The organism is Micromonospora gifhornensis, assembly GCF_016863515.1.
Taxonomy (GTDB): domain Bacteria; phylum Actinomycetota; class Actinomycetes; order Mycobacteriales; family Micromonosporaceae; genus Micromonospora; species Micromonospora gifhornensis.
On record NZ_BOPA01000006.1, the window covers coordinates 68,282 to 82,898 of the forward strand.

Annotated in this window: 10 protein-coding genes; 3 read left to right on the top strand and 7 right to left on the bottom strand. The window is 69.5% G+C overall.

The genetic code is table 11. The features are described 5' to 3' along the window. Window positions 1-81: 81 nt before the first annotated feature. The 4 genes from Vgi01_RS03525 to xseA all read right to left on the bottom strand — a co-directional run bounded on the left by Vgi01_RS03525 (window position 82) and on the right by xseA (window position 4,066). Window positions 82-294: an exodeoxyribonuclease VII small subunit gene (locus tag Vgi01_RS03525; protein ID WP_102656558.1), complete on the bottom strand. Its 213-nt coding sequence runs from the start codon at window positions 292-294 to the stop codon at window positions 82-84. Between the two features lie 65 nt (window positions 295-359). After that, window positions 360-1,622 (bottom strand): glycosyltransferase 87 family protein, encoded by a 1,263-nt coding sequence (locus Vgi01_RS03530; protein ID WP_204290113.1) that lies wholly within the window; start codon window positions 1,620-1,622, stop codon window positions 360-362. 41 nt (window positions 1,623-1,663) lie between these two features. Beyond that, window positions 1,664-2,743, bottom strand: a complete 1,080-nt coding sequence (locus Vgi01_RS03535) for a phosphatase PAP2 family protein (protein ID WP_204290114.1) — start codon at window positions 2,741-2,743, stop codon at window positions 1,664-1,666. Window positions 2,744-2,842: 99 nt separating this feature from the next. Then, window positions 2,843-4,066 carry an exodeoxyribonuclease VII large subunit gene (gene xseA / locus Vgi01_RS03540; RefSeq protein WP_204290115.1) on the bottom strand — a complete coding sequence of 408 codons (1,224 nt, stop codon included), beginning with the start codon at window positions 4,064-4,066 and terminating at the stop codon, window positions 2,843-2,845. A gap of 151 nt (window positions 4,067-4,217) precedes the next feature. Here xseA and Vgi01_RS03545 point away from each other — a divergent pair, with 151 nt between their 5' ends. The 3 genes from Vgi01_RS03545 (at window position 4,218) to Vgi01_RS03555 (ending at window position 6,572) form a co-directional block, all read left to right on the top strand. Further along, on the top strand, window positions 4,218-5,195 hold the full coding sequence (locus Vgi01_RS03545) for a 4-hydroxy-3-methylbut-2-enyl diphosphate reductase (protein WP_102656554.1): 978 nt from the start codon (window positions 4,218-4,220) through the stop codon (window positions 5,193-5,195). A 56-nt stretch (window positions 5,196-5,251) separates the two neighbouring features. After that, window positions 5,252-5,692: a hypothetical protein gene (locus Vgi01_RS03550; protein WP_102656553.1), complete on the top strand. Its 441-nt coding sequence runs from the start codon at window positions 5,252-5,254 to the stop codon at window positions 5,690-5,692. A gap of 61 nt (window positions 5,693-5,753) precedes the next feature. After that, window positions 5,754-6,572 (top strand): hypothetical protein, encoded by an 819-nt coding sequence (locus Vgi01_RS03555; protein ID WP_102656552.1) that lies wholly within the window; start codon window positions 5,754-5,756, stop codon window positions 6,570-6,572. Between the two features lie 108 nt (window positions 6,573-6,680). Here Vgi01_RS03555 and Vgi01_RS03560 read toward each other — a convergent pair whose 3' ends face one another. From Vgi01_RS03560 to Vgi01_RS03570, 3 genes are all read right to left on the bottom strand, one after another. Beyond that, window positions 6,681-9,947: a S8 family serine peptidase gene (locus tag Vgi01_RS03560; protein WP_204290116.1), complete on the bottom strand. Its 3,267-nt coding sequence runs from the start codon at window positions 9,945-9,947 to the stop codon at window positions 6,681-6,683. A 161-nt stretch (window positions 9,948-10,108) separates the two neighbouring features. After that, window positions 10,109-11,281: a DNA recombination protein RmuC gene (locus tag Vgi01_RS03565; protein WP_102656550.1), complete on the bottom strand. Its 1,173-nt coding sequence runs from the start codon at window positions 11,279-11,281 to the stop codon at window positions 10,109-10,111. 123 nt (window positions 11,282-11,404) lie between these two features. Further along, window positions 11,405-14,140 carry a sugar-binding protein gene (locus tag Vgi01_RS03570; RefSeq protein WP_102656549.1) on the bottom strand — a complete coding sequence of 912 codons (2,736 nt, stop codon included), beginning with the start codon at window positions 14,138-14,140 and terminating at the stop codon, window positions 11,405-11,407. Window positions 14,141-14,617 lie beyond the last annotated feature (477 nt).

A 14,617-nucleotide genomic window follows, 5' to 3' on the forward strand; every position in this document is an offset into this window, starting at 1 on the left:
ATCGCGCGGCGGGGGTCAGGTGCCCCCGCCGCGTCATGCGTGGAGGCCGAGCGCCCCCGCCGCGTCGTGTGTGTGAGGCGCTCAGCCGGTGGGGTCCTGCCGGGTGGCGTCGATGCGGGCGCGGGCCCCGTCGAGCCAACGCTGGCAGATCACCGCGAGTTCCTCGCCCCGCTCCCAGAGCGCCAGCGACTCCTCCAGCGACGTGCCGCCGGCCTCCAGCCGTTCCACCACCGACGCGAGTTCGGAGCGGGCCTGTTCGTAGTTGAGCGGTACGTCCTTCGTCTGCTCGCTCATCGGAGCATCTCCTTGACCGTGGCCGACACCGTCGGCTTCCTGACCCGCGGTGCCTCTGTCGGTGATCACCGAGAGAGCGTCTGGGAGCCTACGGGGCGCTGACCGGGAACGGCGCCCGACTCGTCCGTCGGATTCGTTTTCCCGTCGGGCTGCGCGTCGTCACCGCGCTCGCGCCCGATGAACGGCACCAGGCACGCGATCGCCACGGCCAGGATGAGCCGGGCGTTCCCCCACACCACGCCGCCCGGCAGCCCGGCGCCGATCGAGGTCACCGGAGCGACCATCACGATCGCCACGAGCACGGCCCACGCCCGACGCTTCCAGACCGCGACACTTATCGGCAGGACGGCGGCCAGCACCAGCCAGACCTGGTGATGGGTCCAGGAGACCGGTGAGAAGACCAGACCTGCGGCACCGACGATCAGCGTCGCAGCCAGCAGGTTCTCCCGCCGGGACAGTCGGGTGGCCCGCACCAGGGCGATCAGGACGATGACGCCGCCGAGCAGCAGGACGGTGCCGGACCGGATGGAGTCGGGCAGGTCCAGCCGGAGCAGCGCCCCGTTGAGTGACTGGTTCCCGCCGGTGGCGATGTTGCCGACCCGCTCGACGTCCAGCAGTTCCTTCGTCCAGTAGCGCACCGACTCGTCGAACAGGACCAGCCAGCCGAGCAGGGTGGCGGCCACGAACGTGCCGAGCGCCTTCACGGCGGCCGCGCGTTGTCCGGCCAGCCAGAGGTACGGGATGAAGATCAGTGGTGTCAGCTTCAGCGCGGCGGCCAGCCCGGTGGCCACCCCCCGGTAGCGCTCGGGGACCACCTTCAACGCGTCGACCAGCACGAACAGGACCAGGAAGACGCTGATCTGCCCGAATCGCAGGTTGCTGCTGATGGGCGCGGAGAGGAAGAGGAGCAGGGCGACGGCCGGCATGGCCACATCCCTGCGGATCCGCCAGGTGCGGGCGGCGGCGCCTGCCGTGATCCTTGCGATGGCCACGACCGCGGCAACCGTGAGGATCGTCCACCCCACCATCACCGCCGTGGTGTTCAGGTGGCCGAGTGGCAGGAAGACGAGCCCGGCAAGCGGCGGGTAGGTGAAGGGGGCACCGGTGCCGGCTGCGGCGAAATCGTAGAGGCTGCCGCCCGCCGACCAGGTCCTGACACCGCCGATGTAGACCTGAAGGTCGCTGAGCCGGTCGGCCCAGGGTCGGCTGAGGCCCGCCCACGCCTGTGCGGCCGCCGCGACGCAGACTGCCACCCACATCAGCGGTACGAGAATCCGACCGAAGCCCGCGGCCGGCCCGCCGGAGAGCTTGGCCATTCTGTCGAGCACAGCAACTCCCTTCGGTGGGTGGGGCCTGGGCGCGGGGCGGGTCAGGAAGCGGCGGACTGTTTCGGCTCGCTGTGCTCTCTCTGGTCGGCGGCGGCGTCACCGTCGTCCGGCGTGGGTGTGGGGGTCGTGGCGCGTTGCCGCAGCCGTCGCCGTCGCCACCACCGCTCGCCGAAGCTGACGATCGCGAAGGTGCCCAGCACGTACGCCCAGCCGATCAGCACGTCGATGACGTAGTGCTCGCCCGAGTAGACGAGGGTGAACGTCATCGCCAGGGGATAGAGCAGCAGGATGGCGACGTAGCGCTTGCGGATGCGCCCGACGAAGAAGAGCACCACGAACAGGGCGAACGCGGTGTGCAGCGAGGGGATGGCCGCCACCGGGTTCGAGGCCAGCTGGCCCAGCCGGATGAGACTGAACGCGCCGTGCATGCCGAACTCGGCCCCGCCGCGCAGGCTCAGGCGCTCCACCGGCTCCAGGTATCCGTGGACCGCCGCCCACCAGGGGGGCGCGGCCGGGTACAGGAAGTACGTGATCAAGCCGGCGAGGCTGAGCACGAACCACCGCCGCATGAACGCCGCCCACCGAGGTCGTGCGGTGAGCCAGAGCGCGATGGCGACACCGAGCGCGACCACGAAGTGCGAGAAGTACACGTACGAGACGAGCACCTCCCACCACTGGACCCGGCTCGGGTCGTACAGCTCCTGCTGCAGCCAGACCGTCGGGACCTTGCCGTCGGTCAGCCACCCGAACATCCGCAGGTCAGCGTTGATGAGTTCGGTGACGTGCGGCTCCCGGATGTTGTCCGCGAAACCACGGGAGAGGTTGTAGACGGTGAGCAGGGCGATCACCGGCAGCCAGTCCCGCGCGAAGGCCAGGTGCGACCGTACGGGCTGGTCGATGCGCCAGGCCACCGCGAGCGCCCACAACCAGAGGAAGGCGTACCCCGGATCGGTCGGCAGGCCGAACGCGAGACAGGCGGCCACCAGCAGGACGGCCCACGCCGCGACCGCACGACTGCGGGTGACGGTGATCCGTCGACGCGGGCGGCGAGGTTCGTCACCGTGCCCCGTCGAGGTACCCGCTGCCTCCGCCTCCGTGGTGTCGTACGGCTGGTTGGTCATGGGGACGAAGCTTAGCTACTTCGCGCGGTCTGCTCGGTCATGGGCCGTTGGCGTCGGGACCCGAGGTCGGGCTGCACAGCCGGGCGTCGCGGGCCGCCGTCAGGAGCCGTTCACCGTCACGGCGAGGTCACCGTCGGCGAGGCGTACGCGCAGGGGGTCGCCCTTCGCCACCTCGTCCGACGCGCGTACGACGTGACCGTCGGCGCGCTGCACGATGGCGTACCCGCGGTCGAGGGTGGCGGCGGGGGAGAGCGCCCGCAGTCGGGCCAGGGTGTGCCGCAGGTCGTCGTCGGCGGCGGCGAGTCGGTGGCGCAGGTTACGTTCGGCGCGCTGGCGCAGGGCGGCCAGATCGGCGGCCCGCTGCTCGACCATCACCTGCGGGCGGGCCAGCACCGGCCGGGACCGGAGCGCGTCGATGCGGTGGGTCTCCCGGTCGACGAGGTTGTGTACCGCCCGGTGCAGCCGGTGGCGGGCCTGGTTGATCAGCCGGATCTCCTCGGCCAGGTCGGGTACCACCCGCTTGGCGGCGTCGGTGGGCGTCGAGGCGCGTACGTCGGCCACGTAGTCGACAAGCGGCGCGTCCGTCTCGTGGCCGATCGCGCTGACCACCGGCGTGCGGCAGGCGTGCACGGCGCGGCACAACGCCTCGTCGGAGAAGGGCAGCAGGTCCTCGATGCCGCCGCCACCCCGAGCCAGGATGATCACGTCGACGCTCGGGTCGCTGTCCAGCACCTTCAGCGCGTCGATGATCTGCGGCACGGCGCCGGGCCCCTGCACGGCGACGTTCACGGTGCGGAACTCCACGGCCGGCCAGCGGCGGCGGGCGTTGGTGAGCACGTCCCGCTCGGCGGCGCTGGCCCGGCCGGTGATCAGCCCGACGCGCTGCGGCAGGAACGGAGGGCGACGCTTGCGGGCCCGGTCGAACAACCCCTCGGCGGCGAGCAGCTTCTTGAGCTTCTCCAGCCGGGCCAGCAGCTCGCCGAGCCCCACCTGCCGGATCTCGTCGGCCCGCAGGCTCAGGGTGCCCCGGGCGGCGTAGAACTCCGGTTTGGCGTGCACCACGATCCGGGCGCCCTCACGCAGCTCGGGGGCACCGGAGTCGAGCACGTCGCGGTTGGTCGTGACGGTGAGGCTCAACTCGGCCGACGGGTCACGCAGAGTCAGGAAGACCGTGCTGGCACCGGGTCGCCGGCTGATCTGCGCCACCTGCCCGTCGACCCACACCCAACCCAGCCGAGCGACCCAGGCGCCGATCTTCTGGCTCACCACCCGCACCGGCCACGGCTCTTCCGAACTGCTCGCCGCCACCCCACCGTCCCCCACCCCCTCACCCTAGTTCCCCCACCCCTCACTCCCGCCCCACCCGTCTCGGTCGATCGTGAGGTCGATGGCCGTTCGAAGATCGACAACCGCCGCCAAGCTCATGATCAACAGGTCGGGGGCGGGGGAGAGCAGGGACGCGTAGGATGGGTGGGTGACTGAGGCTGGGACCGGTAAGCGCGTGCTTTTGGCCAAGCCCCGCGGTTACTGCGCGGGCGTCGACCGGGCGGTGCAGACCGTCGAGGAGGCACTCAAGCTCTACGGTGCGCCGATCTACGTGCGTAAGCAGATCGTGCACAACAAGCACGTGGTGCGGACGCTGGAGGCCAAGGGCGCGATCTTCGTGGAGGAGAACGAGGAGGTGCCCGAGGGCGCCACCGTGATCTTCTCGGCCCACGGCGTGGCACCCGAGGTCTACGAGCAGGCGAAGGAGCGGTCGCTCAAGGCCATCGACGCGACCTGCCCGCTGGTGACCAAGGTGCACCAGGAGGCGAAGCGGTTCGCCGCCGAGGACTACGACATCCTGCTCATCGGTCACGAGGGCCACGAAGAGGTCATCGGCACCGCCGGCGAGGCCCCACAGCACATCCAACTGGTGGACGGTCCGGAGGACGCCGACCGGATCACCGTGCGCGACCCGAACAAGGTCGTCTGGCTGTCGCAGACCACCCTGTCGGTGGACGAGACGATGGAGACGGTGGCCCGGCTCAAGAAGCGGCTGCCGATGCTCCAGTCGCCGCCCAGCGACGACATCTGCTACGCGACGAGCAACCGCCAGCACGTGGTCAAGGAGATCGCCGCCGAGTGTGACGTGGTGATCGTGGTCGGCTCGCGCAACTCGTCGAACTCCGTACGCCTCGTCGAGGTGGCCCTGGACGCGGGCGCCCGCGCCGGGCACCTGGTCGACTTCGCCCACGAGATCGACGACGCCTGGCTGGTCGGCGCGCAGACGGTGGGTCTGACCTCGGGAGCCAGCGTTCCCGACGAGTTGGTCCAGGAGGTGCTGACCCATCTCGCCGAGCGCGGCTACACCGACGTGGAGGAGGTGGTGACCGCCAACGAGCGACTCACCTTCTCGCTGCCGCAGGAGCTCAAGCGCGACATGAAGGCCGCCGCGGCGGCCCGCAGCTGAGCGGACCGACCCGAGATGATGGAACGAAACGCCCCGCTACCGCGTCAGAGTCAGGCATGAGGACCCTTCGGATCGCCGCCGCGGCGCTGATCGTCTGCACCGCGCTCGTCGCCTGCGCCGGTCAGGACGCCGGGGACGGCTCCGCCGCCCCGACGGGAGCGCCATCCGTGACCGATCTGCCCACCCCGGACCCGACCGGCGCGGTACCCCCGCCCGTCGACCCGGTGGACCCGACCGCCCCACTCACCAAGCCCGGCAAGCAGCCGGGCGGCCAGCCGCAGCCGACGTCCACAAGCGAGATGACCCTGACCGGTCGGGTCGAGTCCGGCGTCGAGCCAGGTTGCCTGCTGCTCGACGGCTATCTGCTGCTGGGCGGCCCGCGCGAGGTGCTCACCGCCGGCGCGTCGGTGACGGTGACCGGTCGACCCGCACCCGGCCTGATGACCACCTGCCAGCAGGGCACCCCGTTCCAGGTGGCGTCCGCCAAGCGCGCCTGAGGTAGCCGCCCGGCGACTGCCGGGCGGCCTCACTGTCGTGGTCGGACGGCAGGATGCATTGATGCGTTCACGATCACTGCTCCTGCCGTTGGCGGGGCTTCTGGCCGCCGTACACGTGGTTGGCGTGCTCACGGCCGCACCGATCCTGCGCTACGCCGAGGTCCTCGCGGTGGCCGTGCTTCTGGCGTACGCGCTGCTTGCCGGGTTGCCGTCGCCGCGCTGGGTGGTGCCGGTCGGGCTGATCGTGGTGGCCGTCGACGCATGGTGGACGATGCCCGTCGATCCTGCCGAAGGCGGCTACCGGTGGCAGGTCCTTGAGCCCGGTCCGCCTCCCGAGTTCACCGACGGACTGTGGACCGGGCTCGCGCTGACCTGGGCAGCACTGTTCTTCGTGCTGCTACTGGCCGTCGTAAGTTGGCCGCAGACCGACCGCCGCCCGAGCGGACGGCTGTCGGTCGGGGCCCTGCTGGCCGCCGCGGCAGTGGTGGGGTACGTGGTGTTCCGGTTGGCGGGCTACCACGGCGGGCAGCCTCGCGTGGCTGCCGTCGCGGTGCTCGCGCCACTCGCGCTTGCGCTCGCCGCCGTCCTGCTCGCTGCGCTGCTCGTTCGTCGGGGCCATCGGTTGGCCGCCGGTGGTGCGGTTCTGTTGCTGGTGGCCGCGCTGTTCCAGTTCGATGCGGCTCTCGCCCCGTACACCCTGCTGCCGCTGTCCCCGAACCGGGGGACGTTGTTAACCGGCGCCATGGCCGGTCCGGCCCTGGTCACGATGCCGGCTCTGACCGCCGCCGCCGAGCTGGCGGGCTACCTGCTGCTCGTGGCCGGACTCCGCGCCAGGCGTACGGAACGGTCGAGGGGGCAACCGGGGCCCGCTGCCGGGTAGGTCGGCGGCCGGGGAGGAAGTCCGCAGCGGGTCAGGTTCGAGGGTGAACGGGCGGGAGCCCGCCTCCGGTAGATCCGGAGGCGGGCTCCCTGGTGCGGTGGTGGTGCGTCAGTTCACCGCGCCGATGTTGACCGCGCCGCGGCCGACGACCGCGCCTTCGCTGGTCACCACGGCCAGCTCACCGGAGAGCGTCCGGCCCGCGGGCGGGGCGGACTGGGCGGTCACCGTACCCGTGAGGGTGCCGGTGGCGCCGTGCGCCAGGGTGAGGCTGCTGCTCGGCGCCGTCAGGGTGCCGAGCGCCGGGGAGGAGTACGAGTCCCGGTAGTCGTACGCGGTGCTGCCGCCCGCGCCGTCGACCGAGTACGCCTCCACGACGACCGTGTAGGTGCCGGCCGCCGGGTTGTTGAGGGTGACGAACTCCTCCGAGTCGCCGTCGGCGTTGTACGCCACCAGGGTGGTGCCCCGGTAGACGAACAGGTCGAGGTCGGCGCTGGCGTTGGAGACGTTGCCGATGCGGGCGGTGAAGCTGGTGGCACCCGCCGGAACCTCGACAGTGAACTCCTGCACGGCGAGCTCCACGATGGTCGGGCGCTCGGTGTGCGTGCTGGACAGCGAACCGCCCTGACCGGTGACCGTGACCGGGCCGAAGGTGTTCTTCAGCGACCAGGTCACCGGGGTCGGGGCACCGGTGGTGACCGACGGCAGTTCGACCACGGCCGGCTCGACCGCGACGCCCTGCACCCGCGCCTGGATCTGGAACGGGTTGTTCAGCGACGGCGAGGTACGACGGGACTCCACCTCGATCTCCCAGATGCCGGGCATCGGGTCGGCGTAGTCACGCTCGAACGGGTTGCAGACGACCGTGCTGACGTGGTTGGTGAAGCACGCCAGGCTGGAGGTGCTCTCCACCGGAACGCCGTACGGGTTGATCGCGATGAAGCGGGTCTGCGACGCGGTGGCGATGCCGGAGAGGTTCACCTGCAGCGCACCGGCACCCGGCGGCACCGTCACGAAGTACGACGTGGTGTGGTTGCGGTCCACCGAGCCCTGCGCCGAGTAGGCGAAGTTGGGCTTCGCGACGTCGTTCGAGGCCACCACGACGGCGGAGAACTCGAAGTCGATCGTGTTGGTGGCCTTGTCGTCCAGGGTGACGATGGTGCTGTGCGCACCGGCCGTCTTCGGCTTGGCGGTGACCGTGATGGTGACGGTCTTGTTCAGCGGCAGGGTGACGTTCTTCGGCGCGGAGAAGGTGCCGTTGTTGCCACGCAGGCCGATGGAGTGCTTGATGTTGCCGGCCGGACCGCTGGTCCGGGTCAGCTTCACCTGGTACGACTTCGACTGGTTGATCTTGTGACCACCGTTTGCGGAGTCGCAGCGGTTGTAGATGCCGGTGCCCTGGTTCGGGGTGGCCAGCTGGCCGGAGAGCGGGGTGCAGACCGGCGCGTCAGCGGTGTACGAGCGGGTCTGGACGCCCTTGCGCAGCAGCTTCCAGGCACCCGGCACGTCGAACATGCCGTAGCCCTGACCGTAGGTGGGGGTGTCGGCGATCGGCTTGGCCGAGGTGTAGATCGCCCGACGCAGCGCCTCCGGGGTGACCCCCAGGTGGTTCGCCTTGGCGGCCGAGAGCAGCAGTGCGGCGGCACCGGCGGCCTGCGGGGAGGCCATCGACGTACCGTTGAACATGCTGTAGCCCGGCGGCAGCGCGTAGCCGGCCTCGGCGACCGGGCCGCCGGCCTGCCAGACCGGGGTGGTGGAGATGGCCGAACCCGGCGCGGCGATGTTCGGCTTGGCGCCGCCGTCCTCACGCGGGCCGCGCGAGGAGAAGTTGAACAGCGCGTTCTTCTTCTTGACCACGGAGCCGTAGTTGGCCAGCCAGGTGTCCTTGCTGACACTGGCGGCCACGCTCACCACGTTGCTCGACGCCGACGGGTCGCCGATGGTGTTCACACCCGGGCCGGAGTTACCGGCCGAGATGAACATCTGCACCCCGTACGTGGTGATCAGGTTGTTGTAGAGGGTGGCGCGGGCGTTGTTGCCGTCGTTGAGCGCCGGCAGACCACCGATCGACATGTTGATGACGTCGACCCCACGGTTGATCACCAGATCGGCCATGCCGGTGGTGAGTGCGGCGTAGGTGCAGCCACCACCCCAGGAGCAGGCACGGGAGGAAACGATCTTGGCGCCGGGAGCGGCACCGTTGAACGCGCTGTTGCCCATCATGCTGTTGGCGGCGGTGATGCCGGCCACGTGGGTGCCGTGCGCGCTCTCGATGATGCCGATGTTGACGTAGTCGACCAGGCCCGGGCCACCGGCCGGCGTGGTGTCGACGTTCTTGCGGTACTCGACGACGAACGACATGCGCTCCTTGACCGGAGTAGCCGGGTCGTCGGTGCCGAAGTAGCCGACGTCGAACTTCTCCTTGTACGGCCGCATCAGGGCCTCGTCGGTGAAGTCGCCGTCCTGGTCGGTGTCGACCCAGATGTTGTTGGTCACCGGGTCGTACAGGACGCCCCACTGGTCGGTGCGGTCGCCGTCGCGGTTGACGTCACCGGCCGGCTCGCTGTTGTTCGTGATCGACTCACTGAACAGGTTGAACCGGTAGGTGCCCGCCGGCGCGGTCCAGGTGCGGCCGGCGAGGGTGAACGACGGGCCGGTCACCTGGTTGAGCATCGGGCGCCAGCTGGCGTCCTCCAGGGGATCGGTGGCGGTGACCCAGTCGACGATCTTCCGTTCGCCGGTGGTGGTCTTCTGCAGCGCCGGGTGCTCCAGGTCCACACCGGAGTCCATGATGCCGATGGTGACGCCCCGGCCGTCCCACTTCTTGTTGGACTTGACGAACTTGACCGCGCCGGTCTCGCCGGTCGGCATGTAGGGGTTGTCGGCGGGGGTCTTGGCACCCGGACCACTGAGGGTGCTGCCCTGCTTGTCGCCCTTCTTGCCGCCCTGGACGACCTCCGGCTTGGGGTCGGGCAGCTGGATCTTCTCGTCCAGGTCGACAGCGGCGACGCCGGGCAGGGTGGCGGCCTTGACCGCCTTGCTGGTCGGCACCTTGGCCAGCACGTAACCGATGGTGTCGTAGCGCTCGGTGACCGCAGCGCCCAGATCCTTGAGGTCGTCGGCGACGTCCTTCGCCTTACCCTTGTCGGTGGCGACGATCATCGTGACGGTCGGGGCCTTCTTGGCCTCCGCCTCGGCGAGCAACTTGGCGTCGTGCTCGCCCAGGGCCTCGGCGGGGGTGACCTGGGCCGGGTCGGTTCCGGCAGGAGCGGCGCTCGCGGTGGCGGCACCGCCCACCACGGACACGGCGCCAGCCGCCATGACCGAGGCGAAGAGCGCGGCGGAGGTACGCCGGCTCAGGTTTCGGGGTTTACTCACGTTCTCTTTCCTCCAGAGAACTCAGGCGCCCTCAGATGCAGGCACGCGTGAGCGAAATCCTTCGCGGTGTCGACCGTCAATGTCACTACCGACAGGTACGTTGTGACCATCTCGTGATAAGCGAGACGCGCAATGTCACATCGAAGGTGATAAGAGCCCGATTAGGTTGACCGACTTCGACCATCCGAGATGGAATCCTCGACCAGCAACTCAGGCGCCTGGGGCTGGCGGGGGGCCAGCTCCACCTGCGCCGGCGTGGTCAGCTCCTGATCAGACACACCCAGCTCAGCCAGCTTGCGGGCGCTCACCAACACCCGCGCCTCCAGCGACCCTACCGCGCGGTTGTACGCGGTCACCGCACCGCCGAGCGAGGCACCGAGTTTGCCGACATGATCGCCGAGCGTGGAAAGACGACCGTACAGTTCACGGGCCAGGGAATGCACCGCCACGGCGTTGCGGGCCAGCTGCTCCTGCCGCCACGACCAGGCCACGGTGCGCAGCATTGCGATCAAAGTGGCCGGGGTGGCCAGCACCACGTTGCGGGCGAATGCGTGCTCCAGAAGTGTGGGATCACGCTGCAGAGCCACGTCGAGGAACGGATCGGCCGGCACGAACAGCACCACGAACTCCGGCGTCGACTCGAATGCCGTCCAGTACGACTTCGCCGCCAGCGCGTCCACATGGCCCCGCAGGTGCCTGGCGTGGGCGTCCAGTTGAGTGTCGCGGCTGCGCTCGTCGCGAGCCTCCATCGCGGTCAGGTACGCGTCGAACGGCGCCTTGGCGTCCACCACGACCGTACGGCCGCCGTGCAGGCGGACCACCAGGTCGGGGCGTACGGTCTGCTGGTCGGTGGCGGCGGTGACCTGCTCGGAGAAGTCGCAGTGCTCCAACATGCCGGCCGCCTCGACGATGCGGCGCAACTGGTGCTCGCCCCACCGGCCGCGTACCTGCGGTGCCCGCAGCGCCGCGACCAGCTGTTTGGTCTCGGTGCGCAGCTCGCCGGAGACGCTGCTCATCGCCCTGACCTGCTCACGCAGCTCGGCGTACGCGTCCACCCGGTCACGTTCCAGTTCGGCCACCCGCTGCTCGTAGCGGCGCAGGGTGTCGTGCAGTGGGGCCACCGCGCGGGCGACCGCCTCCTGGGACTGGGCCGTCGCCTCGTAGCTCAGCGCCCGCATCGACTGTTCCAGTCGCCCCTCGCCCTCGCGGGTGGCCCGCAGGGTGGCGTCCAACCGGGCGATCTCGGTGGCCGCTCGGGACCGGGCCGCGAACCAGCCCACCGCGCCGCCCGCGCCGAGACAGACGACGACCACCGCCAGGGTCGCTAGCTCCATCCCCGGAGCTTGCCAAAGATGAGCGGGCGATGCCTCGGTGGGGCCGGAAATGCCGATGGGCCGGGCACAAGGCCCGGCCCATCGCCGGTCACCGCATCAGATCGACGCGGTGACCGGGTTCGGTCACTTCAGCTTGTGAGCGAGACCGAGGGTGGCGCCGTCACGCTCGTACGAGACGAGCAGCGAGGAGCCGGCCGGCAGGGCGCCGTTGAGCGGCAGGACCAGGGTGCGGTCCTTGTTCAGCGAGACCTCGGTCTGCGCCACGACCCGCTCGCCGTCCCAGATGAAGACCCGGGCGACGCCGGACTTCTTCGCCTTCAACTCCACCGAGACCTTCGAGGAGGACTGGGTGACCTTCTTGATCTTGAGGATCTTCTCGTCAAGAGCCGCGTAGCCACCCGGTGCCACCCCGTCCGAGGCGGACTGGAGGATGGTCTGCGGCGACTTGACGCTCTGCGCCGCGGTGTCGGGCATGATCGGAGCCTTCGGCGCCGCCGGCCGCGCCGGCAGGCCCGGCAGGGTGGCGACACCCCAGCGCCACGCGTCGGCCCGCACGCCGCTCCAGGTCGACCAGCCGATCCGGGTCTGCGTGGACAGGTCCTGCGTGTCCGAGTCGTTGACCAGGATGTTCATGCCCATGTTGTTCGGGTCGATGGTGTCCGGCAGCACGCTGAACGGAACCTTGACCTCGATCTGGTACCCGGTACCGGTGAGAACCGAGGCGACCTCGAGACCCGGTGCGGTCTCCGGGCCACCCTGGTGGTTGTCCCGCTCCCGGGCGAAGCACGGCGGGTTGCCGTTGGCCGGGTCGTCGGTGGCCGGGAAGAGCGCCACGTTGAACACCGTGGAGGTGTTCGCCGAGTTGCCCCGCGGGTCGATACCGAACTCGACGGCGTCGGCACGACGCGGACGCTTGCAGTCCTCCGGCAGCAGGAACCGGCCGAGCACGTCATCGGTGATGTTGAAGATGGCGTACAGGGCGTCGTCGGTGTGGGTGACCTGCGCGGTGCCGGAGATGTCCGCCGCCGTGGTGGCGGTACCCTCCCAGCGCGTCGAGATGTCGATGACCTCGCCGGTGTACTCGTGGCTGTGGCCGTGACCGTCGACGGTCGGCGCGGTGCTGGCCTTCGGGATCACCGTGGTCGGCACCAGGTTGAAGGCACCCGGCTCGGTGGCGCTGCCACCGTTGTAGGTGGTTTCGATCTGCAGCCGGTACGCACCGTTGTCCGGCGCCCGGTTGGCGGTCGGCAGCGTGGCGTCGGTGTTGGTCACCGTGAAGGTCACCGAGCTACGGGCACCGGGCTGGAGCCCGCTGTACGGCAGCTGCTGCGGGTTCGCCGAGAAACCGGCCGGCAGGTTCAGCCGGACGGTGCCGGACTGGACGGTGTCGCTGTGGTTGGCCAGGTCCACCCGGACGCTGCGGCTCTTGCCGCTCGGGATGTTGAGCAGCGACTCGATGAGGGCGTCGAGCTGCTTGACGCCCTTCTGCTCGGTCCACGCCCGGAAGTCCGCGATCTCCTCCAGCGGCTCGAGGGTGCCCCGAACCGGAGCGGTCGCCTGCACCCGTCCACTGCTGGTGCCGCTACCGTCCTTGTTGCTGGTCATCGTCGCTTCGATCTTGAAGCGGGTGCCCACCGGGAGCTGCGCGGGCGGGGTGACCGTGAAGCTCTTCACGACCTCCTTGCCCTTCTTCAGCGTGCCGACGTTGCCGTTGCCGCTGACCCGCCAGCCGGCCGGAACCTGCAGCGAGACCTTGGCACCCTTGATGTCCTGGGTGGCGTAGAGGACGGTGTCCACCTTGATGGACTTGCCGGCGAGCACCTCCCACTTCTCCGGACGCACGTGGATCTCGGTGCCGAGCGGCAGACCGCCCGGGGCACGGAGGGTGGCGCCCTGGAGCGCACCGGTGCCGGCGCCCACGTTCGGGTCCGGGAACGGGGTGCGGGTGTCGATCAGGGTCAGCCGGTTGCAGCCGATGTTGTCGGGGTTGGTCGTCGGGAAGGAGCTGTTGCCCCAGCCCTGCGACACGTACTCCCGGCGGGCCCAGGTCGTGACCGTGTTCCACCGGTTGCCGTCGTGACGCGCCGACTCGTAACCCTGCCAGGTGCCGAAGATGACGTTGCTGGCCTCAGCCGGCGTGAAGCTGGTCTCGCAGGAGGGACCCATGTTGCCGGAGCCGCTGCCACCGGTCTGGAAGATCCGGGAGACCCGCCAGGGCTCGAGGCCCTCCTTGGTGATCTGCTCCGGGAACTTCTTCGGGTCGGCCGCGGCGTAGAAGGCGTCCACGGCCAGCATCGCGGCTTCCTGGTGGTTACCGTGGTTGCCCTGGGTGGCCGAGGGGTTCATCGTGAGGATGACCTCGGGCTTGGTGGTCCGCAGCACCCGCACGATGCGGGACAGCGTCTCGTCGTAGCCCCAGACCTCGGCGGTCAGCGGAGCGCTGGCGGTGTACCAGAAGTCGAGGGCGTCGAGGTTGTAGATGTGCTCGATGCCGGCGTAGGCGACGGCCTTGCGCTCCTCGGCCTCCCGGAGGATGCCGAGCTCCGGGCCCTCCTCGAAGCCGGTGGCGTTACCGCCACCCTCGCCACGAGTGGTGGTGATGACGCCGGCCTTCATACCGTGATACTCGTTCCAGTATCCCAGCATGCCGAGCTGACCGGCCTCGTCGTCGGGGTGGGCGCCGATGAACATGATGTCCAGGTCGATCGGCTTGTCGGACTTCTTGTCCGGACCCTTCGGCTGGGCCTTTGAGGGGGACGGGTGCTTGGGCGAGTCCTTGGGGTGAGCCTGAACCGGAGCGGCCAGGCCCAACGAGAGCAGACTGCACATGGCGATTGTCGCCGGAGTGCGCCATCTCATGGGCATACCTCTTCGTATGGGAGCGCTTGCGTCTGGGACGGATGCAGGCCCGGCCGAGGCCCCCTGACACCTGGCTCGTGCCGGCCCTGACGACGGACAGCTGTCCACTGGAGACCACTGCGGTCTCCACGAGTGATGGTTGCTAGACGGGTCGTTCGTGCACGCGCACCGTCACGGCGTGAGCGGTGCGGACGGTGGTGGGGGTAGGTCCACCGTGAAGGCCTTCGGGCCGTAACGCTAGGAATCTTGGACTCCGGTAGTCAATAGGTCCGAGGGACTTTCTTACTTCTTCGAAAAAACGATCCCCCTGTTCAGGGGCGGTGGGCTGTCGCCACATCGGACCCTTGCGGCCCCTTTGCGCCCGATTTAAGGCGATCGACTTCTCCCTTGCGGTCCGATCTGTGCGTTAAGGCGCGATGGCCAGCCGGTGATCCCTCATCGATGCTTCGTTTCCGCAGGTCGGAGCTGAGATCATCT

What these genes read in the sequence shown, in the direction of transcription:
- Vgi01_RS03525 (WP_102656558.1), bottom strand. Translation starts at nt 294, where the DNA reads ATGAGCGAGCAGACGAAGGACGTACCGCTCAACTACGAACAGGCCCGC.
- Vgi01_RS03535 (WP_204290114.1), bottom strand. Translation starts at nt 2,743, where the DNA reads ATGACCAACCAGCCGTACGACACCACGGAGGCGGAGGCAGCGGGTACC.
- Vgi01_RS03550 (WP_102656553.1), top strand. Translation starts at nt 5,252, where the DNA reads ATGAGGACCCTTCGGATCGCCGCCGCGGCGCTGATCGTCTGCACCGCG.
- Vgi01_RS03555 (WP_102656552.1), top strand. Translation starts at nt 5,754, where the DNA reads ATGCGTTCACGATCACTGCTCCTGCCGTTGGCGGGGCTTCTGGCCGCC.
- Vgi01_RS03565 (WP_102656550.1), bottom strand. Translation starts at nt 11,281, where the DNA reads ATGGAGCTAGCGACCCTGGCGGTGGTCGTCGTCTGTCTCGGCGCGGGC.
- Vgi01_RS03570 (WP_102656549.1), bottom strand. Translation starts at nt 14,140, where the DNA reads ATGAGATGGCGCACTCCGGCGACAATCGCCATGTGCAGTCTGCTCTCG.